The organism is Microcoleus sp. B6-A1, from assembly GCF_036705085.1.
GTDB lineage: Bacteria > Cyanobacteriota > Cyanobacteriia > Cyanobacteriales > Microcoleaceae > Microcoleus.
The window spans coordinates 31,115-49,964 of sequence record NZ_JAUBTU010000028.1 but is presented as its reverse complement, the minus strand read 5'-3'; the positions used below and the strand labels follow the sequence as shown (position 1 = coordinate 49,964).

Annotated in this window: 20 protein-coding genes; 11 read left to right on the top strand and 9 right to left on the bottom strand. The window is 47.2% G+C overall.

Translation table 11 applies throughout. The annotated features are described in order from the left end of the window. Window positions 1-69 precede the first annotated feature (69 nt). The 4 genes from QUB11_RS12815 to QUB11_RS12800 all read left to right on the top strand — a co-directional run bounded on the left by QUB11_RS12815 (window position 70) and on the right by QUB11_RS12800 (window position 3,520). Window positions 70-1,635, top strand: coding sequence for an AAA family ATPase (locus tag QUB11_RS12815; RefSeq protein WP_333390692.1), 1,566 nt, complete (start codon window positions 70-72; stop codon window positions 1,633-1,635). A 29-nt stretch (window positions 1,636-1,664) separates the two neighbouring features. Continuing rightward, a complete protein-coding gene (locus QUB11_RS12810) occupies window positions 1,665-2,048 on the top strand; it encodes a hypothetical protein (protein ID WP_333390689.1) in 384 nt (127 codons plus the stop codon). Window positions 2,049-2,217: 169 nt separating this feature from the next. After that, a complete protein-coding gene (locus QUB11_RS12805) occupies window positions 2,218-3,012 on the top strand; it encodes a YdcF family protein (protein ID WP_333390686.1) in 795 nt (264 codons plus the stop codon). Between the two features lie 274 nt (window positions 3,013-3,286). Further along, window positions 3,287-3,520 (top strand): hypothetical protein, encoded by a 234-nt coding sequence (locus QUB11_RS12800; protein WP_333035767.1) that lies wholly within the window; start codon window positions 3,287-3,289, stop codon window positions 3,518-3,520. 92 nt (window positions 3,521-3,612) lie between these two features. On the opposite strand, the gene QUB11_RS12795 is transcribed toward QUB11_RS12800, so the two are convergent. The 3 genes from QUB11_RS12795 to QUB11_RS12785 form a co-directional block, all read right to left on the bottom strand. Then, on the bottom strand, window positions 3,613-3,942 hold the full coding sequence (locus QUB11_RS12795) for a ferredoxin-thioredoxin reductase variable chain (protein ID WP_445300768.1): 330 nt from the start codon (window positions 3,940-3,942) through the stop codon (window positions 3,613-3,615). A gap of 182 nt (window positions 3,943-4,124) precedes the next feature. Beyond that, the gene (locus QUB11_RS12790) at window positions 4,125-6,896 is read right to left on the bottom strand and encodes a DUF3536 domain-containing protein (protein ID WP_333390683.1); all 2,772 of its coding nucleotides are present in this window, start codon (window positions 6,894-6,896) and stop codon (window positions 4,125-4,127) included. A 100-nt stretch (window positions 6,897-6,996) separates the two neighbouring features. Further along, window positions 6,997-7,227 carry a hypothetical protein gene (locus tag QUB11_RS12785; RefSeq protein WP_333108520.1) on the bottom strand — a complete coding sequence of 77 codons (231 nt, stop codon included), beginning with the start codon at window positions 7,225-7,227 and terminating at the stop codon, window positions 6,997-6,999. Between the two features lie 260 nt (window positions 7,228-7,487). On the opposite strand from QUB11_RS12785, the gene QUB11_RS12780 reads away from it, so the two are divergent. The 4 genes from QUB11_RS12780 to QUB11_RS12765 all read left to right on the top strand — a co-directional run bounded on the left by QUB11_RS12780 (window position 7,488) and on the right by QUB11_RS12765 (window position 9,843). Then, window positions 7,488-7,769, top strand: coding sequence for a hypothetical protein (locus QUB11_RS12780; protein WP_333390681.1), 282 nt, complete (start codon window positions 7,488-7,490; stop codon window positions 7,767-7,769). Window positions 7,770-7,878: 109 nt separating this feature from the next. Beyond that, entirely contained in the window at window positions 7,879-8,751 is an 873-nt protein-coding gene (locus QUB11_RS12775; RefSeq protein ID WP_333390678.1) for a PD-(D/E)XK nuclease domain-containing protein, read from the top strand. A 49-nt stretch (window positions 8,752-8,800) separates the two neighbouring features. Beyond that, window positions 8,801-9,304, top strand: a complete 504-nt coding sequence (locus QUB11_RS12770; protein WP_333390676.1) for a DUF4365 domain-containing protein — start codon at window positions 8,801-8,803, stop codon at window positions 9,302-9,304. After that, entirely contained in the window at window positions 9,301-9,843 is a 543-nt protein-coding gene (locus QUB11_RS12765) for a hypothetical protein (RefSeq protein ID WP_333390673.1), read from the top strand. The genes QUB11_RS12770 and QUB11_RS12765 overlap by 4 nt, the downstream gene beginning before the upstream one ends. Window positions 9,844-9,870: 27 nt before the next feature. Here the strand turns inward: QUB11_RS12765 and QUB11_RS12760 are convergent, their stop codons facing one another. The 4 genes from QUB11_RS12760 to QUB11_RS12745 form a co-directional block, all read right to left on the bottom strand. Continuing rightward, the gene (locus QUB11_RS12760) at window positions 9,871-10,686 is read right to left on the bottom strand and encodes an alpha/beta fold hydrolase (RefSeq protein WP_333390671.1); all 816 of its coding nucleotides are present in this window, start codon (window positions 10,684-10,686) and stop codon (window positions 9,871-9,873) included. A 255-nt stretch (window positions 10,687-10,941) separates the two neighbouring features. Then, on the bottom strand, window positions 10,942-12,141 hold the full coding sequence (locus tag QUB11_RS12755; RefSeq protein ID WP_333390668.1) for an FAD-dependent monooxygenase: 1,200 nt from the start codon (window positions 12,139-12,141) through the stop codon (window positions 10,942-10,944). A gap of 157 nt (window positions 12,142-12,298) precedes the next feature. Then, complete coding sequence (locus tag QUB11_RS12750; protein WP_333203259.1) at window positions 12,299-12,895, bottom strand: Uma2 family endonuclease; 597 nt, start codon at window positions 12,893-12,895, stop codon at window positions 12,299-12,301. Between the two features lie 67 nt (window positions 12,896-12,962). Next, window positions 12,963-13,379: a VOC family protein gene (locus tag QUB11_RS12745; RefSeq protein ID WP_333203261.1), complete on the bottom strand. Its 417-nt coding sequence runs from the start codon at window positions 13,377-13,379 to the stop codon at window positions 12,963-12,965. Between the two features lie 395 nt (window positions 13,380-13,774). On the opposite strand from QUB11_RS12745, the gene QUB11_RS12740 reads away from it, so the two are divergent. Further along, window positions 13,775-14,134 carry a response regulator gene (locus QUB11_RS12740; RefSeq protein WP_333217946.1) on the top strand — a complete coding sequence of 120 codons (360 nt, stop codon included), beginning with the start codon at window positions 13,775-13,777 and terminating at the stop codon, window positions 14,132-14,134. A gap of 239 nt (window positions 14,135-14,373) precedes the next feature. Then, the gene (locus tag QUB11_RS12735) at window positions 14,374-15,699 is read left to right on the top strand and encodes a HAMP domain-containing sensor histidine kinase (RefSeq protein ID WP_333203263.1); all 1,326 of its coding nucleotides are present in this window, start codon (window positions 14,374-14,376) and stop codon (window positions 15,697-15,699) included. 323 nt (window positions 15,700-16,022) lie between these two features. Here QUB11_RS12735 and QUB11_RS12730 read toward each other — a convergent pair whose 3' ends face one another. Continuing rightward, window positions 16,023-16,559: a GrpB family protein gene (locus QUB11_RS12730; RefSeq protein WP_333203265.1), complete on the bottom strand. Its 537-nt coding sequence runs from the start codon at window positions 16,557-16,559 to the stop codon at window positions 16,023-16,025. A gap of 83 nt (window positions 16,560-16,642) precedes the next feature. After that, entirely contained in the window at window positions 16,643-17,113 is a 471-nt protein-coding gene (locus tag QUB11_RS12725) for a GNAT family N-acetyltransferase (RefSeq protein ID WP_333203267.1), read from the bottom strand. A gap of 280 nt (window positions 17,114-17,393) precedes the next feature. Between QUB11_RS12725 and cax the strand changes: the two genes are divergently transcribed. Then, the gene (cax, locus tag QUB11_RS12720; RefSeq protein ID WP_333203269.1) at window positions 17,394-18,515 is read left to right on the top strand and encodes a calcium/proton exchanger; all 1,122 of its coding nucleotides are present in this window, start codon (window positions 17,394-17,396) and stop codon (window positions 18,513-18,515) included. Window positions 18,516-18,850 lie beyond the last annotated feature (335 nt).

Genomic DNA, 18,850 nt, shown 5'->3' with positions numbered 1-18,850 from the left:
CTCTCAACTCTATAATAAATCGGATTCAAGTTAACATCCAAAATCTAAAATCTACAATCTAAAATCGATATGACTGATACTTTTCTCCCACCTCTGATTCAGCAAATGTTGCAGCCCGGCTTTTACCCGCACGGGGTGACAGAACCAGTGCAGCTAATTCAGACTCACGCTTCCTTTGTTTTGCTGACAGGAGATTATACTTACAAAATCAAGAAACCAGTCAATTTTGGCTTTTTGGACTATTCAAGTTTGGAGAAAAGGCAGCATTTTTGCAACGAAGAATTGCTGCTGAACCGACGCACAGCACCGGAAATTTATCTAGAAGTTTTGCCAATTGTTCAAATTGGGGATTTGTTTCAATTGGGCAGCAAATTACCTGCTATAACTCCGGCTGAAGTTGCTGTAGAATATGTGCTGAAAATGCGGGAGTTTCCTCAAAATTCGCTGTTTCTCAGTTTGTTAGATCACGGACTGTTGACCGAGCAAATTATGGCAGACTTAGGGCGGGAAGTTGCCAAGTTTCACAGCACAGCAATTAGTAATAGCTACATTCGCACATTTGGCGAAGTCAGTCAGATTCGCACAGCAATAGACAACAATTACCTGATTTCGCAAAAATATATCGGCGGGCCGCAGACTCAGATCCAATTTCAGGAAACTAAAGATTATACAGATGCGTTTTTTGCGGAAAATCAAGAGTTATTTAACCTGCGGATTGCCAAGAATAAAATTCGCGAGTGCCACGGAGATTTGCACTTGCGGAATATAGCATTGTGGCCAGATAAAATATTGCTGTTCGACTGCATTGAATTTAACGAGCCTTTTCGCTTTGTTGATGTCATGTACGATGTCGCTTTTACAGTAATGGATTTAGAATCGCGGGGGCGAAGAGACTTAGGCAATGCTTTTCTCAATACTTACATCGAACAAACAGGCGATTGGGAAGGACTGCAACTGTTGCCTCTGTATTTGAGCCGTCAAGCTTATGTTAGAGCAAAAGTAACTTCGTTAATGTTGGACGATCCCGCTATTTCAACTGCCCAAAAAGCCGAGATTTCACAGAGTGCCGCTCATTACTATAAACTGGCTTGGCAATACACAAAACCGCACCGGGGAAAGTTAACTTTGATGTCGGGTTTGTCGGGTTCTGGCAAGAGTACAGCGGCTCGATATTTGGCTCGCCACACTGGGGCAATTCACATTCGATCCGATGCGGTTCGCAAACATTTAGGCGGAGTTCCTTTAAATGAACGCGGCGGGCAAGATTTGTACTCGGATGAAATGACGACTCAGACCTATGGTAGATTCTTAGAGTTGGGCATAATTTTGGCTGACCGAGGTTGGGATGTGATTTTAGATGCAAAGTTCGATCGCCAAAACTGGAGAACCGATGCGATTAATCAGGCTCAATCCCACGGCTTACCCCTGCAAATCATTTACTGCACCGCACCAATTAAAGTATTGCGAGAACGACTGCAACAGCGCAGGGGCGATATTGCGGACGCGACAGCAGAACTATTGAGCTCGCAGCAAGCAGCTTTTGAACCTTTTACAGAATTAGAGCAAATTTCTGTAAAGATTGTAGATACCCTGCAAGACTTAGAGGTACAATTAAACGAGATTTGTGGGGAGTAGTTGCAGTTCGATCGCCCTTGGCAATTTGATTGTCTGCTAATATTGTAAATATCTTTCTGTTTTATTACAAAAAAAAGTTGCAGCTTATGCCAAAATTTACCGGAGACTCCAAGGGCTTTAGCCCCGCGCTGATATGGTTTGTGTTGTTTACCGTTGGGTTTCGCTTAGTAGGATGTACGCTGCCCCTGAGTCTTGGCCTTGGTGTCATCGGTGGCGTGGCAGCAGGTTTAATTGTCGCTTGGTGGCACAATGAATTACTACTCAACCCGAATATAAATTCCCAGGATAAAACCTCGGATGCTATCCTCAACAAAGAAGTAGTGCAAAGGGACGGTCATAAATATAGCAAAACCTCTAGGGGTGATGCTGCTACATTTTTTGGCTGGTTATCTGGACCAGAGGATCGTCGCTAGCTTTAGTCATTAGTCATTAGTCATTAGTCATTAGTCATTAGTCATTAGTCATTAGTCATTAGTCATTAGTCATTAGTCATTAGTTAACATTCACTAATGCCCTTCGTCCCAATACCCCATACTTCGGCTACACGATCGTACAAGTTCCAAATGCCAAATTCCCAATTGAATGTTTGTATTTCTATCGAAACTCCTGCCGCTGTTTATTTATCCTTTGGGGTTGAGTTGCCTCTTAATGATGGCGGCTTTAATCACACTTTGGAAGCGTCCGAAATGGGCGGCGGCGCCAATTGCTGCGGCTCTAATTATTTTACTGCTCGGAAGTAGCGGTTGGGTTTCAAAATCGTTAGTTCGATCGCTCGAATGGCAAAACTTACCAACCGCCGAACTCCCCCAAGCTGAAGCGATTATCGTCTTGGGTGGCGGTGTCAAAGCAGCTTTACCTCCCCGTCCTTGGGTAGAATTAGCGGAAGCGGGCGATCGAATAATCTACGGTTCCCGACTTTACAAGCAAGGCAAAGCTCCTTTGCTAATTCTCAGCGGCGGTAGAGTAGATTGGAAAGGCGGCGGGCCTCCCGAATCGGCAGACATGACAGAAATCGCCCAAACAATGGGTGTACCGGCATCAGCAATTCTGCAAGACCCCGATTCACACCACACTTATCAAAATGCTGTCAACGTGCGGAAAATTTTAGATGCTAAAGCTATAAAAGGGCCGGTTTTGCTAGTGACATCGGCGATGCACATGACTCGATCGCTCTTAATTTTCCAGCGTCAAGGAATAAAAGCAATTGCCGCACCAACAGACTTTCAGATCACGCAGCAGGATATCGCAGCATCCCAAAACAATTGGCAAGCAGTCGCCTTGGATTTATTGCCGGATACCTATCATTTAAACCAGTCAACTAAAGCTTTGAAAGAATACATCGGCTTAATCGTTTATCGGCTGCGGGGATGGCTTTAACAGAATTTGAGATTTTAAATTTTGGATTTTAGATTGAAGAATTTAAGCTAATATCAAATCCGGTTGCATCCCAATTATAGGGGCGGGTTTATATAATTTGTCTATACTTATCAAATATCTTGGCGAACTCGCCCTACAAAACTTCATCAGATAAAATTCCCAATCAAATGGATACGATCTAAAATCTAAAAGCTAAAATCTAAAATCCTATGATTCAGTGTGTTAGCTTAAAGTCATTACAGCCAATATTAGCCACCGTCGCCCCCAAACAATCATGCTGCCCCACGAGTTGCAAAACATTGCCCCAGAACCGACTCCCGCGGCCGAAATTTTTCAGAGACACCAAATTGTCCGCGAGTTTTACGACGAAATTAAGTACCGTCAAGAACTAGAACTTCACTGCCAGTGGTATTACGCTACAGCAAAGCAGCATCAGCAGGAATTGCAGAAAATGCAGGGAGATTGGAATATTTTAGGTTGGTTCAGCCGCAGACGGTCGAAAAATTAAGCGTTAAATAAATTACGAATATTAACTTAATCACACTTTAAAAAACTGAAGCCCAAGATCCCGACTTCTTAAAGAAGTCGGGGATCAAACAGCTAGACTTCAGAAGAGATCAATTCAACCTCATCTTCTTTGAAATGAGCTTTAAATTTTTTGTCAAACTGAACTAGAACCGGCCAATTGGCACTTACAGGTCTGCCCTGCCATTCCTGAACGATCGCCACGACTTCTCCTTCCATACCCTTAATATCAAATGGTTGACTGCGATTTTCAGGATGGTGGTAGACAACAACAGAGTTTTTAATGCAAACGCGATCGCCAACTTTCATAAATTTAAACTTAGTGTTCTTTCTTCCAAACTCTACAAAGCGCGAAAGTGCAGAACACTTGTACGCTTTGGGGACAGTCTTTTTATCTTCCCACATAAGTAGAGCGAAAACTTAAACAAAATTGGCGGTTCTCTGTCGGTGCTTGGATCGCCAGCCAAGATCGGCATGGAGGCATCCAGGCCGATCTATTCTCGGTTGAACCCGCAGGCCCGATCGGCATTTCCAGCTCGATCGGGCGGATTCTCAAGGGCGGGAATAGATGCAGGCTAATCAGGAAACTATTTACTTAACTGATTTAACCAACACTCAACATCAACAGCCAAGGTTTGACCCAACTCCAGCAACTGCCTGATCGAAGACAACTCCCAGCCGCCGCCTGAACGTGCAATCTCCAAGGCAACAGCAGCCACCGCAGTTTCGTCCGCCGAGGCATCTTGCCGTTGCAGCCAGCCCAAACACAGAGGCACAATTTGACTGTACAGAGAATCGAAATACAGTTCCTGCGATTTGTCCAAACACAAGCCCAGACTCAGCCGATCGCCCACAGCAATCAAACGCTCGATCGTGCGGATCTCAGCTTCCAACTTGACAGGCGAGCGATCCTCCACACCCGATCCTGCTTGCAGCAGCGCGTCTAGCGATCGCCAAACCATCTTTTCCAAAATTTCCTTGACTTCGGGAACATTCAACCGACAGCGGAGATGGCCGCTTTCAGTGGCGATCGCCTCAATTTCTGCCAGCAGCGGTTCCACATCCTCCGTTTCCACTTCCAGGGCCTTGGCCGCCGTCAAACAGCGGTGTCCCAAAGCCACCTCAGCAGCCACCTGCAACTCTACCGGCACAGGGAGCTCGTCGCGGTGGAACGCCATCATCACCCCGTAATTTTCGCGGTAAACCTGAGTGTAAAGCTGATCCAACCGAGTCAAATTTTCCTGACTCAGCAACTGCACGATCCGGTGGCGTTCCTCAGCGAATAAATCCCGCAAGCTAAAGGACTGATCCCCAAACAGGCGCACCATTTCCAGAATCGCGTGGGCCGCCGAAGCTTCTTGCATAACTCCAAACAACCGCTCTTTGAGCATAGTGTAAGACCGGCGGCTGCCAAAAGGCTGAATGCAGCAGTGGAAGTCCCAGCCGCCGAGGTGCAACGCAGCAAACACAAAAATCTCTGTTTCCCGCGTAATTTCCGAGGTTAACTGCAATTGACCCACAGCCAGAGTCATCGAGCCCATGCGCTGAATTTGGAAGTCTTCCTGCTGGGCCTGATAGCAGTAAACTCGCTGTTCCCGGGGATATTTGGCAAACAGAGAACTAATCGCGTAGTGGGCGGCCACTTGTCTGAGACTAATTTGGGCTGTCACCACCAGTTTGCGGTAAACTTCGGCCCCTGTTTGGAAATAGTCAACGTTGCTGGGTACGAGGGCTAGTCGATCGACAAACTCCTTTTCTAGCTGGACGCCGGTAACTTCGCCCGCCAATTCCAGCGCCCGGGCCGCGTAGCGCAGAATTTGCACGCCTTCTGGCCGCGAGATTTCTTCAAAAAACCAGCCGCAGCTAGTGAACATTAACAGGGTGTGGCGCTGCATTTCCAGCAGTCGCAGGGCGTCCACCTGTTCTCCGGCATCGAGGGGGCGCACTTGATGGCGTTGAAGGAAACTGTCAACGTTAGCGGGCGATCGATCCCGGATGACCTCAATATATTCATCTCTGGCTTTCCAGGGATCGCACAACAGCTTGCGCCCCGCTTCTTCGTAAATCGGAATCAGTCGATCGCGCAGCCAATTGAGAGTATCCCGCAGAGGGCGGCGCCATTTGAGGTGCCATCCGCCGCCACCACCGCAGCCACAATCATCTTGCCAGCGATCGACCCCGTGAGAGCAACTCCAGGCCGTCACCGGTTTGAGTTCCACTTCCCAAGCGCTCGGATTTTGACTTAAATAATGAGCAAAATTCGTTACCGTCCAGCCGCGGCGGGGAAACTCTTCTGTGAAGGCGTAGGCGAGGCATTTTTCGGTACTGTGTTTGTGGTGGCCGAAAGTTTCGCCGTCCGTCGCCACGCAGATTAATTGAGCCGGTCGGTGGTCTCCCCGCACTGCTTGACCCAAGCGCCCCACCAAGTGGTTGCTGCTGCTGAGAACGTCGTTGAAGCCCATATCCCGCGAGATCGGGCCGTCGTAGAAAAAGATATCAATGTAGGGGGTGTTGGCAGGTGTGGCTTCGGAATTTTGGAAGTGTCTGCGGCCAAAATGGTGAGTGCTCAGTGGCGAGAGTTGGTGGTCAGCCATCAACCGCATTTCCGGCTTCAAATAGCAGCGGTACGGGCGTGTCGGATCGATTTGACCCCCGCCGACTTCGTGCCATTCGGAATTTTGCCCTGGTTCCCCTTCGTGGTTTTGCCCGATTAGCGGGCGGCAGCGTTCGGCTTGGGAGGGGGCTAAGACAATGAAGCGGATGCCTTCAGCGACTAAAACTTCGAGGGTGGCGTAGTCTACGGCGGTTTCGGCGAGCCACATTCCTTCGGGATCGCGATCGAATCGGGAGCGAAAATCAGCGATCCCCCAGCGAATTTGGGTGTATTTGTCTCGCTCGTTAGCGAGAGGCATGATGATGTGATTGTAGACTTGGGCGATCGCGTTGCCGTGACCGTTGAGTCGCTGACAGCTTTTGCGATCGGCCTCCAGAATCCGCTGGTAGACTTCCGCGTCGTAGCGTTCCAGCCAGCTCATCAGGGTCGGCCCGATGTTGAAGCTCATATACTCGTAGTTATTGACGATCCCCGCGACTTCGCCGCGATCGTTGAGTATGCGGGCAAAGGCGTTCGGGCGGTAGCACTCGATGTCAATGCGTTCGTTCCAGTCGTGGGCGGGAGAGGCGCTGGCTTGGCGTTCGATCGCGTCCAGGTAAGGGTTTTCTCGGGGCGGCTGGTAAAAGTGACCGTGAACCGTCACGCACACTCCAGTTGCAGCAGCCACGCTGGTTTGGGTTGCAGCCGTTACGGTTGGCGAAGACAAAGGTAGCACATCGGATTGAGTAGTAGAAATCGAAACCATGCGGGCAAATCCTCACTCAAGTAGTTAAAGACAATAAAACCAGCCTAATTAGAAACTGAAACCTTACGCAGCAAGAGTTTCAGCTAGGCATCTGTTCGGGCTAAATTTTGGCAGATAAGTTTTGATACATTTGTAGTATGGCGAGCAAAGCATTCGTTCCAAGATGCCAACCGTCGATCCCTGGTTTTTTTGCCAATGCTTTGCTGTTGAAAGAGTTAAAAAAGGTAGCTTTTGCTGCTTTTTGGCACTTGCGACCCATTTCGGGTTCGTGCTTGCAGGGCTGCTCATTGAGAGTTTCATTTACCTTGCTGGATTGTAAAGTCTTATTCATTAAATAGCAACTTTTCGCCGGAAAGATTTAATTTTTGGCAATAAATCTTAGCGGTTGTGGCGATCGGTTTAATACCCGATCGACTTATAGAATAAGAGTTTTGCCTGAGTTTCGCATCATACTTTAGGTGCTTTTTACCTAAGTTCTGGAGAAGTTAGGCCGGTTCGGTTAGGGCGGGGCAGATTTGCTGCAAATGTACTTTCCAGAAGAGTTGTAACACTGGTGCGGAGTCAAAAGGCAACAAAAAAGCAAAACGGTAAGTGTTAGGTTTTAACCCCTCAGAGGTATGTGAGGGCGGAGGGATTGGAGGAGGAGGAGGAGGGTTTGGACGAAAAGAGGCTGCATTTGACGGCGAAGTGGGAGAGGCAATTTGCCGAGAGTGCCAAGTTAGAGGCGATCATTCGGGAAAATCTGCCGAGGGTGGGTTCTGGCAGATAGTTCGTCAATTGCTGAAGATTATCATGATTTTTTGCGAGAACTTAAGGAACGTATTGTGCAATATCAAGTGCGGGCCGTACTTTTTAGGCAAAGAAGCGCAATAGCGAGAATTAGAGAAAGCTTTAATCGATCGCAGCCGCGATTTTTTGCTAGAGTTGAGTGTGGGATTTGCCTTAAATCAATAAATTAATTAATGGAAGCCGAAACCTAATTATGTTAACTTCCAACAATTTTAAGAGATACCTCGATCAGTTTAAGGAACTTATAGCTGAGGGAGAGGCCATGTACAAAGCAATAAAAGTCCTACCAGTAGAATATTTTCCATCTCTACAAGCGCCTGAAAGATATGTCTTGGATGGAGATTATGATTGGCAAAAGTGGCAGACTAACTACAAGTTACTTCTCGATCAAGTTATCCCATTAACTAGCAGTCAGCGAACCTTAATTGAAGAATGCTGGGGCTGGGATTTTAAAACGACTTTAGAGACTCATCTGTCAAACTTGAAGGCAGTTAAAGAACATTATGAAAAAGGGTTGTTCATTTCTTATCAATCTGCTTTAGGCTCCTTTAGCTTGGAAGATGTTAGCAAATTATTAAAACGAGTTCCAGCGGGACTTCGACGTTGGACATGGGAAGAAAAGTCACGCACACAGGGCGGTACACCTCGGCAATGGTACATAGAAAATGAATATCATGTGCAAAATTTGCTATATTTTTTATTAGCTGCGGTGTTCGCCGATATCAGAGAAGAACAATATACTAGATCGGTAGGGCAGAAAAAACCAAGAGTAGACCTAGAAATTCCCTCGCTTAAATTGGTTATTGAAATCAAGTTCTGGTATCGCAAAGACAATCCCCAAAAAATTATTGGCGAAATGGCCGAAGATAAGTCTTTATACCTAGCTGAAGGCTCCCCCCATGAAGAAATGATTGCTTTTATCTGGGATGACTCTCGCAGGACAGAAGAACACGACTTATTAAAGAGTGGAATCAAAACGCTGGGTATTTTTGATGTAGTTATAGTTTCTCGTCCAGGGCGTATGCCAGACAATACATCAGTAATCAATGAACAAGATAATGAATGATTAGCTATTTTGTAAAGACCTGTTTAAAATTATCGAGGTTAAAATAAGCGTGGTTCTGAACACCCACAAAGAGGAATTTAGCTATGCTTATGTCTATGCGGTAACAGCCGCGGCAAGCTACTCATTCCAAATAGCCCCGCGTCCCTTAGATGCAGAAGGAGTTGACGTAATTCTTACAGGTTTGGGACCATCACAATCAACGCGCCGCCCTCGCCTAGATGTCCAAATAAAATGCACCTCCAGAAAATTACTGGATAATGAAATTATCCGAGATCCCCTAGAAGTTAAAAACTATGAAGAATTAAGGCTAGAAAACCCTTTCGTCCCCCGGATTCTGATTATCGTTTTAGTACCCGACAGCCAAGAGGATTGGTTGCGCCAATCTCAACAAGAACTCTCCCTTCGCTATTGTGGCTACTGGGCATCATTGCGAGGGCTACCGCCCACCCAAAATCAAAACACTGTCACTGTTCAAATACCCACACAAAACATTTTCAACACAGACGCTTTAAAAACTCTCATGCAGCGCATTGAATCAGGAGAACTCCTATGATAGTAACAGTCCGCGACCCCGATATTCTCAAAACCTTAGAACCGCCTCAAGTCGCTGCTTATTTACAAAAACACGGATGGCACGAACAAAGCCGAGACGGTGACAAATCATCCATCTGGACTCGCAAGAATGAAGCAGGCGAAGACTACGAAATTTTGTTAGCTCTAAAACCAGAAGTCAGCGGTTTTGCTCTGCGGATGTACGAAGTCATGGAAACCCTAGAAATTGTCGAAAATCGCTCTCAAATTGAAATATTAGCAGACTTGATCACCTCACTCCCCAATATGACCTTACAGGGAATTGTCATGCAAGTTCACACCCCCAACACCGAAAAATTAAGTGGCGAAATAACCTTAATAGGCGTCATTGCTGACAAATTGCGGAAAATTCAAACTTCACTTGCAGACAAAGATTATATCCTGGCGATTAAAGCTTATCAAGAACGCTTACCGATTCTCTGTAGCGGTGACTTAATCAAAGACAACAACGCCTTCATCCTCAAAAACCCCCACAACTTAACTCTCGATGAATTCTGGTAAAACTAACAGATTTTGTCGAAATCTATATTAAACACTTTCCAAACAGATATCAAGTTCCCTAGCAAAGGCCTCTGGCGCATCCAGCATCAGCCAGTGTCCAGTATCGGGTAGCGTAGTTGTCGTCAGCGTGGGACGGAGGATGTGGAGGCTGAAGGGAAAAGTGTTTGAGGGAGCAATAATGGCGTGGGCTCGTGTTCCAGGGGCTGCTAGGTAGCGATCGAGAGCATCAACTGCTTCAAAGGCAAACATCCCGCGAGACATTCCACACAGACAATCCTGTGGAGTCGCCGCCAAGCAAGCGAGTATCCGATCGCACGTCTGGGCCCTGCTTCCTGTCAGCGCCTCGTTGAAGCTGGTTTCCACAGCAGCCCGCCAATCCTCCGTCTCCAGAGCTCTCTGGTAGGGGACGATGCGTGCCTCGTGCACCTCTGGAGGCACCTTGGTAAAGTCTCCAGGTGGATCTACCAGGATTAACTGCGCGATGCGGTGCGGTGCGGTGGCTGCTGTGGCGAGGGCAATACAAGCACCGAAACTGTGCCCGACGATCGCCACTCGATCGAGTCCCAGCCCATCCAGTACCGCGAAAACATCCGCTGCACAGGAGGCGGGCGCATAGTTGCCGTCCTCCGGCGGTGCAGAATCACCGTGTCCCCGCATATCAAGGGCGATCGCCCGTCGGGTACCGGCGACATGAGCAAGCTGGGCATCCCAGATGCTCGCAGAAACCGTCATACCGTGCACGAATACCACCGGCAGCGGTTCCGACTCCCCAGCGGTGACAGGGCCGCTGGCTTCGATGATGTGAATAGTGCCGATCGGTCCTTTGATAGTTGTCGATCGCATAAAAACTTCTCCTAAGTTTTATAGTCCTGGACGCACGGGTAGTCAGAAACCGGATTTTTCGCAATAATACTCGGTTATATCAAATCCGTTAACATCGGAATTATGCATCTCTCTCTTCTCTTTCTCTGTGTCCTCTGTGCCCTCTGTGGTTTAATCATTCCGATACAACCGGAATTGATATTAGAGCATCGCAGAAAAGGTAAAAACCCGGTTTCTTTGGTTTGGACGGGTAAGTCAGGTTCCAATTTCCTCATTTTACACAACCAATTTTACCTCTGTTACTCCTTGACGCAATTCATACTGTCCTTTTACCCAAAATTGTTTAATTTTTTCACCCAAAAACGGAGCAGCTTGCATCATCAATAAACGCAATAATCCATTTTTTCGTAGTTGTTCGCCTTTCCACGCTTCTTGTGCTTGAAGTTGTTGGGCGCGAATAATTTCGGGTTCGCGTTCTGCCTGAATCCGCGATAATGCTAAGTCAATATCCTCAGAATTAGCCCCTGCTTTCAATAAAGGTACAAGGTGATTGGCCGCAACAATTACATCGCGGAACGCCATGTTAATTCCTTGAGCGCGAACCGGAGACATGGGATGTGCCGCATCCCCCAAAAGTATGATTCCTGGTCGATGCCAGCGCGGACAGCGACCAACCACAACAGATAATCGCATCGGAGATTCGATCGTATCGGCACAGTTGCGGAAATGTTCTGCCATCCACGCAGGCGATCGCGATGCGAAAGTTTCTGCCCAGTCTGTGTGTTTCCAATCGGTTTTGTCATCAGCAGATAACACCCAAGCCAGATGAAGTTTTCCTGATTCTGCCCCATGAAAGACACTGAATCCGCTACCGCCATTCAGGATGGAATAAAATACATTATCCGCCACAAACCGAGGATGAGCGGCAAGTTTAAACCACAGAACATCTATACTATTCTGCTGTTTTACTAACTCTAATTCTGCACGTTGTCGTACAACCGAGTTTCTACCATCTGTACCAATCACAAGTGCAGCAGGAATCTCTCGCCCATCTCCTAGCTTTACACCCGCAATGCGATCGTTCCTGTACAGTAAATCTTTTACGGGAACACCTGGGATAAATTCAAACTCTGGATGTAACTGAGCTTCTGAAATTAGTGTTTCTAGCAAAGGCGGTTGCGATACCAGTGTACAAGGTCGATTTGACCCCATTGGCTCATCAACTCGAAATAACTGTCGATCGCCCACAACGAACTCCCAGACATCAATTTGTCGGTTTGGAACACCTTCTAGCATAGTGGATAAGCCCATTTGGGCGATCGCATCCAATCCGCTCGGCATTAACGCTTCACCGCGAAACACTCGGTAGGAATCTTTTGCAGCCTCAACCAACGTTACAGAAATACCTCGTTTCACCAGCAGCAAACTAAGTGCCGCACCAGTTGGCCCCGCTCCGACAATTACAACTTGTGTCATTTGGTATTTTCCATTGCTTGTTGCGGATATTGAGATGCAAACAGAGGTGGTTCAAGGGTGCGCGATGATCTATTAGACATCTCCCATAATTATTATCGTGGAACAGGCAGGATGCCTGTTCAAAACCTGCTTTTTTGGAGAAGTCTCTTAATCCCAGCTATTTTTGGAGTGCCTGTTGAAAAGTCTTAACTGCATCAACATGATTCACCATATTGATGCAGCGCAACAACAAATCCAAATCGATCCCTTTCACCTCCTCACTACTGGAAACCTTTTCATAATGAAGTGTATTGCCCTCTCCCCGCAGGTGATAAACCTCTAACAATCCATCTTCCCAGAACCACACTTCTTTTATCTTCAGCCGCTTGTATGCCTCCAGTTGGTTGATGCCACCACTGGAAAACACGACCTCGATCGCCAGATCGGGTAGCCTGCGACCAGGAGCAAGTTTATAAGATTCATCCGCCTCTCGCTTGACTTTTCCGGTTTCACTTTCCAGAGTCATTGAGCCAGTTGGAGTAAAGTCAAACCCCGCCATCAGCAGGTAAAGCTCCAACAATGCGGCAATTCTCTTCTTAACGGTTTCGTGGGGTTCTCCCGGCATTAGTTTAATCTCCAAAACTCCATCCAGGAAAGAAAGTCGATATCCTGGACGGTCTAACAATTGCTCAACTGCTTTGAACTCTCTCCAAGTGAGTCCGTCAAACAGAAGGGGTGATTCTTTTCTGGGTGGTGCGATGATTGCTGCAGTCATTTGATTCTCCAGTCTATTTCCAGATGAGAAACGATCGGGTTTGGAGGGCGATTTGTTTATTATAACTTTAAGTAGCATCCTCCACTGTAAATCCGATTTCTTGCCCGTAGGATAGTTCCAGCGTGTGACCGTCCGGGTCTCGCAAAAAAGCCCAGTAGCCGATCGGATATCCAGAGTCTTTTGGTTCTTCAAGCAGTACGCCTTCTTGACGTGCTTTGTCGCAGAGAGAATCCATGTATTCGCGGCTTTTGCAACCTACTCCGAGGTGTGCAAAGGGAGACAAAACTGGATGTACGGAGTCTGTTTGAATTAGCACAATTACAAAAGGGCGAGTGCGGTCAGAAAGCCAGACCACAGCAACACCAGTTTCTGCATCAATGCGGCGGTGAACGACCTGCATTCCAGCATACTTGGAGTAGAATTCAATACTGCGATCGACATCAGAAACGGGCAGTGCGATGTGTGTGATACCTATATCACTCATATGTTATGTTGCTCCAGTCATATTAGGCTTAATATCAAGAATTGCCACTTCCAATCTCATAAATTTAATGAGACGATCGCCACTTATACCAATTTTTTATGAGGCCCCGTAGAATCCGATCACCCTGGCGCCCCCCGCGTCCGGGGGGGGACAAGAGTCGGATCTTTCGTCCCCCTACTATCAGGGAGATGCGAGGGGGATCGAGATATGTGCAACTTCACATTAAATTGGTATAACCGCTCGTAACTGTCCATCGTTTTGCTGCCTAGTATTTGTAAGCAGCAAAACCTGAGCGGAACCAAGACGATTTACCTCTCAAGGTAGATGTCGGTTAATCCTGCCTTTGAGATACTCCATATGAAATGTAACTATTTATACTCATGCCGCATCTTTTGTTGGTAGACGACGAAGCCCCACTCTGTGAAAGCCTTGCTTACTCACTGAGAAAGGAAGGCTATGAGGTCACTACAGCACCAGATGGACACAGCGCCATCAAACAATTCCACAAGCAAGTACCCGATATCATTCTGCTCGATCTGATGATGCCAGAAGTTGATGGGATGGAAGTGTGTTGGCGTATCCGGGCTTTTTCTAATGTGCCTATACTGATGCTAACGGCTAAAGACCAAGATATGGATAAAGTGTTGGGCTTAGAGGCAGGGGCAGATGATTATGTGACCAAACCCTTCAATACGCAGGAATTGCTCGCACGGATTAAAGCTTTGCTGCGTCGCCATCATGCGGAATCTACTTAAAAGCGATTAAGGCATCCTTCAAGGGTTTGATAGCTCGGTTGGCTCAATCCATCACCAATGGCGCTAGGTTAGGATCACTTGCAACGGATACACCATTTATCCCAGCCATGTTTGAGCCGATGAAACTTTTTGCCCAAGACTCCTTTACGAGCAGATGGTTAGCATCTCTTCGGTGGAATTCAATCCACACGAAGCTCTTGGCTACCTACCTGATCCTGATCGTCTTAGGAACCTCGCTTATGTCTGGTTACATCCTATGGACGTTTTATGCCTTTTTCATGCAGTCTCGTCAGACAGATTTAGAAAACTGGGCAACAGCACTGAGCGAGAGCGTTGCAGATGTCCTCGAAGAAAAAGATACGCAACGGGTGCAGATCATTGTCCGGCGCTATGGGGCACCCGCCAATATCACACTCCGTGTCTTTGATGCCCAAGGTTCGCTGCTAGCCACCTCTGACCCTCAAACAGATCGACAAATCACCAATTGGCTGCTGATATCTGGCGTTTCAGAAGCACTACACGGTCATTCGGTGCAGGGCGTTACTAAAGGGGTTTTATCAAGGGACGATCGCCTCTATATTGTCAAACCGATGACTCGCAATGGTCAGATGTTGGGGATATTACGCATCTCGATTACTTTAGAACAGTTTCAGAAACAGTTTGTAAGGGTGATCTGGACAATTTTAGCCGCCCTTGGCATTACCATTCTTCTCTGTACCTTGGTCAGCGATCGATTAGCCCGGAGTCTCTCTAAACCCATTGAGGTGATGCGAAACTTTGCGATTCGTGTGGGTAGAGGACAGTTTGATGACAAACTCGTGATTCGTCAAAGCAATGAACTAGACCAACTCGCAACGGAACTGAATCGTATGAGTGAGCGGTTGAAATCATTGGACAACGAACGCAGAGCCTTCCTAGCGAATGTTTCCCATGAACTGCGGACCCCTGTGAGTAATGTTCAGGTCACCATTGATGCGCTGGAGCGTGGCGCTGTGGATGAGCTGGAGTTGCGCGATCGCTTCTTTCAAACCATCAAAGAGGAGACGAAGCGGCTTTCGGGCTTGATTCACGATTTGCTTGATTTAGGACGCTTAGAAGCGGGTGTCACGCTATTAGAAATCCAAGCCATTGCCTTAGAAAGTGTCATCAGCCGTGCGATTAGAGCAATGGAAGTTCGTATGCAGGCTAAAAACGTGACTGTAGAAGTTGATATTGCTGACCTTCGGATTATGGGCGATTCGGAACGCTTATTACAGGCTTTTTTGAATCTCTTAGACAATGCGATTAAGTATTCTACCCCCAATGCTTGTATTTTCATTGCTGCCTCTGGCAACAAGCAACAGGCTCTGATTTCAATTCAAGACCAGGGAAGCGGCATTCCTGAAACCGATTTACCTCGCATTTTTGAACAGTTTTACACCACGAGCCGCTCTAGTAAGAATGGGGTTGGTCTGGGTCTAGCGATTGCCAGACGCATTATTGAAGCGCATGGAGGCAGTATTACAGCCAGTAGTAAACCCGGTCAAGGGGCTGTATTCACCCTTTCTCTACCCTTAGAATCATAAGTAGTTGATCCCGTTGTCTGGTTCCGTGTCACTTCTTCCACCTGACTCACAGCAGTATTAGTCAAATGGATAGGAAAACCCGACTCTGCCAAATCAGACAATCTAGATTAAATTATCTTTTTATTTAAAGAAAATTTGTGCTAATTCTTTGTCAGGACATTTGCATTTTTTATAATTATTTAGTAGTCTCTAATACCAATTTAATGTGAAGTTGCACATATCTCGATCCCCCTCGCATCTCCCTGATAGTAGGGGGACGAAAGATCGGACTCTTGTCCCCCCCGGACGCGGGGGGCACCAGGGTGATCGGATTCTACGGGGCCTCATAAAAAATTGGTATTAGCCGCATCCAGATCCATTGCTTTAATGAACCCATCTTTTCCGTCCATGTACCCCTGAATATTATCAGGGTATTTTTTGGCAAGCTTTCTCTTTAGTTCGCTGTATTGCTGCGCGTCCTCTGGATGGGAAATCATATAATCTCGAAACGCTAAATGACGCTCTATCTGCGCTGAGTTCACTTCAAACCCGTGAAGGTGGTGTGTTCTAATCCCTGCTTCATTACCCTTGCGAAAAAAACGACGACCGGATATCCCAAACTCACCCATTGCTTCATAACCTAATGCCTCAAGTGCTGAACTCTGTACATCAATTTTAGTAATATCTTTAACCTCAACTAACATATCGATAATCGGCTTTGCATGAATTTGTGGAATCGCTGTGCTACCAATGTGATGTATAGCAACCACATTTTCCCTAAGTGCAAGTGCAATCAGTTTCGACTCAGTTTCAAAGGCGCTGCGCCAATTTGGATCGTGCGGGACGACTTCTACTTTGAAAAAACCTACTTTTATTGACATGGCTGATAATTATTTGCTTTCTTTGTCATCTCATTGATTTACGATCGCATTTAACCGAAACAGATTTTATTAGGCCTCATTTTTTACGGGTTGCGCCCAAAGCTCTTAAACATACGGACAACGGGGAGGAACTGACTGTTTGGGAGAGAAATTTCAAACCGCTCGATCGCCTGATAGTCAAATTTTGTGTAAAATGGCTCTCCCGCCAGCGTCGCAATCATCTCAACTTGCTTAAATCCAGCACGCTCAGCAGCCAGTTCACATACTCGCATAATCCGACTTCCAATTCCTCGACGTGGCCAGGCTGGATGAACAAAGAATGCACGAATCTTTGCCGAGTCGCTGTCTGGGTTGAGCAGGCTGTCTTCTGGATTATTTTTGCCTGAATCACCTCCATAAAGCGTTTTACGCTTACTCCAACCACCGCAACCAACAATTTGGTGATTGTTCTCAGCAACAAAGTATGTTTGGTCTAGAATCAGTTGACTGTCAACCCCAAAAACTAGGCCCAGTGCACCTTCAATCTGCTCTGAACTATAGTAGCTTGCAGGCACAAGCTCTAGCAGAATCAGGAATTAAAGTTGTTAACTTAGGAATGTCTTCTAAGGAAGCTAATCGAATACAAAAATCCATTGAACCGATCGGCTAAACAAATCCCTCTCTTAGTTTGTCACATCAGTGAAAGCCGCCATGCAGCGATCGCCCGTTAGCGAAGCTTGCAGAAGAGGATCCTCCGCCCCCAGCTTTAAGCGAACACCCAAATCCCTCGCCCTCGCCCTTTTTTTCATTTGGTCACAGGCTATGATTGACGGTTGGCAGCTTTTGAGAATCTAAATGCTAAACACAAATACAATTATTTCCAGCCTGCTGTTATTTATCCCAGTTTCCATCGCCGGACACTTTCTCGGCTGGGAATCCTCCACAATCTTCGTCACCTCGGCTTTAGCCATCATCCCCCTAGCCGCGTGGATGGGGACGGCCACCGAAGAAATCGCCGTCGTCCTCGGTGCCAATTTGGGGGGTTTGCTGAACGCTACCTTCGGAAATGCCACGGAACTGATTATCGGCATCGTCGCCCTCAACGCCGGACTAATAGATGTTGTCAAAGCCAGCATCACCGGTTCAATTATGAGCAACCTGCTGCTGGTGATGGGATTGGCGATGCTGCTGGGCGGCTTGCGCTACAAAGAACAAGATTTTCAGCCGACAGTCGCCCGGTTGAATGCTTCAGCGATGAACTTAGCCGTGATTGCCATTTTGGTGCCAACAGCAGTTAATGCCACCTCTATTGGCATCCCTGCGGCAACTATGCAGAACCTCTCTAGCGCTGTTGCTGTAGTGCTGATTATCGTCTACGTGCTGACGCTGCTGTTTTCGATGAAAACCCACAGTTATCTGTACGATGCAGGGGTGGCAGAAATAGAAATGCTGGAAGATTTAGCCGAAAATAACTTAGCACCAGACAGTCCTGACCACAAAGTCAATCTGCCGCTGTGGATTGGGGTGCTATTGGCCTGTACCCTGATGGTAGCTGTCGAGTCGGAACTGTTGGTGGGTACTCTGGAAGAAGCGACAGCGCGTTTGGGGCTGACATCACTGTTTACCGGGGTGATTTTAGTGCCGATTATTGGCAATGCGGCCGAACATACGACGGCGGTGACGGTGGCGATGAAAAATAAAATGGATTTGTCGGTTTCTGTGGCCGTGGGTTCGAGTTTGCAAATTGCTTTGTTTGTTGCGCCGGTGTTGGTTTTGGCAGGTTTTGTCTTGGGCAAACCGATGGACTTGAACTTCAACCCGTTTGAACTTGTAGCGGTTGCGGTGTCGGTGCTGATCGCCAATTCTATCAGTTCTGACGGCAACTCTAACTGGCTCGAAGGTACTTTGCTGTTGGCAGCTTATACGGTTTTGGCGCTGGCGTTCTACTTCCATCCGGTAATTGAGGGACTTGTTTAAAAGGCTTTCTTATCGGGAAGGAAGAGGGAAGAGGGAAGAGGGAAGAAGGCAGATTTTTTCACTCCCTCACTCGCCCACTCTCCCACTCTCCCACTCTCCCACTCTCCCACTCTCCCCCTCGCCCACTCTCACTTATTTCTTCGAGAGTGGTGGTTGCGATCGTACAATTGAAATGTGGCTGCTCTCTCGTTATTAGTTCTGGTGTGTTTGTACATTATGTGCTCTCATCAGGGATTTGTGACCTCGATCGGCTGTGACAAACAACAAAACCTTTGGCCTCAACCCGATCGTTCGATCGCAGTGCCCCCGGTTATACAAAAACACGGGATGCTGAA

Bases quoted from the DNA above. Each gene is read 5' to 3' on its own strand.
- QUB11_RS12775 (WP_333390678.1), top strand. From the start codon at position 7,879: ATGTTAACTTCCAACAATTTTAAGAGATACCTCGATCAGTTTAAGGAA.
- QUB11_RS12760 (WP_333390671.1), bottom strand. From the start codon at position 10,686: ATGCGATCGACAACTATCAAAGGACCGATCGGCACTATTCACATCATC.
- QUB11_RS12790 (WP_333390683.1), bottom strand. From the start codon at position 6,896: ATGGTTTCGATTTCTACTACTCAATCCGATGTGCTACCTTTGTCTTCG.
- QUB11_RS12800 (WP_333035767.1), top strand. From the start codon at position 3,287: ATGCTGCCCCACGAGTTGCAAAACATTGCCCCAGAACCGACTCCCGCG.
- QUB11_RS12815 (WP_333390692.1), top strand. From the start codon at position 70: ATGACTGATACTTTTCTCCCACCTCTGATTCAGCAAATGTTGCAGCCC.
- QUB11_RS12805 (WP_333390686.1), top strand. From the start codon at position 2,218: ATGTTTGTATTTCTATCGAAACTCCTGCCGCTGTTTATTTATCCTTTG.
- QUB11_RS12755 (WP_333390668.1), bottom strand. From the start codon at position 12,141: ATGACACAAGTTGTAATTGTCGGAGCGGGGCCAACTGGTGCGGCACTT.
- QUB11_RS12735 (WP_333203263.1), top strand. From the start codon at position 14,374: ATGTCTGGTTACATCCTATGGACGTTTTATGCCTTTTTCATGCAGTCT.
- QUB11_RS12795 (WP_445300768.1), bottom strand. From the start codon at position 3,942: ATGTGGGAAGATAAAAAGACTGTCCCCAAAGCGTACAAGTGTTCTGCA.
- QUB11_RS12750 (WP_333203259.1), bottom strand. From the start codon at position 12,895: ATGACTGCAGCAATCATCGCACCACCCAGAAAAGAATCACCCCTTCTG.
- cax (WP_333203269.1), top strand. From the start codon at position 17,394: ATGCTAAACACAAATACAATTATTTCCAGCCTGCTGTTATTTATCCCA.
- QUB11_RS12730 (WP_333203265.1), bottom strand. From the start codon at position 16,559: ATGTCAATAAAAGTAGGTTTTTTCAAAGTAGAAGTCGTCCCGCACGAT.
- QUB11_RS12745 (WP_333203261.1), bottom strand. From the start codon at position 13,379: ATGAGTGATATAGGTATCACACACATCGCACTGCCCGTTTCTGATGTC.
- QUB11_RS12765 (WP_333390673.1), top strand. From the start codon at position 9,301: ATGATAGTAACAGTCCGCGACCCCGATATTCTCAAAACCTTAGAACCG.
- QUB11_RS12785 (WP_333108520.1), bottom strand. From the start codon at position 7,227: ATGAATAAGACTTTACAATCCAGCAAGGTAAATGAAACTCTCAATGAG.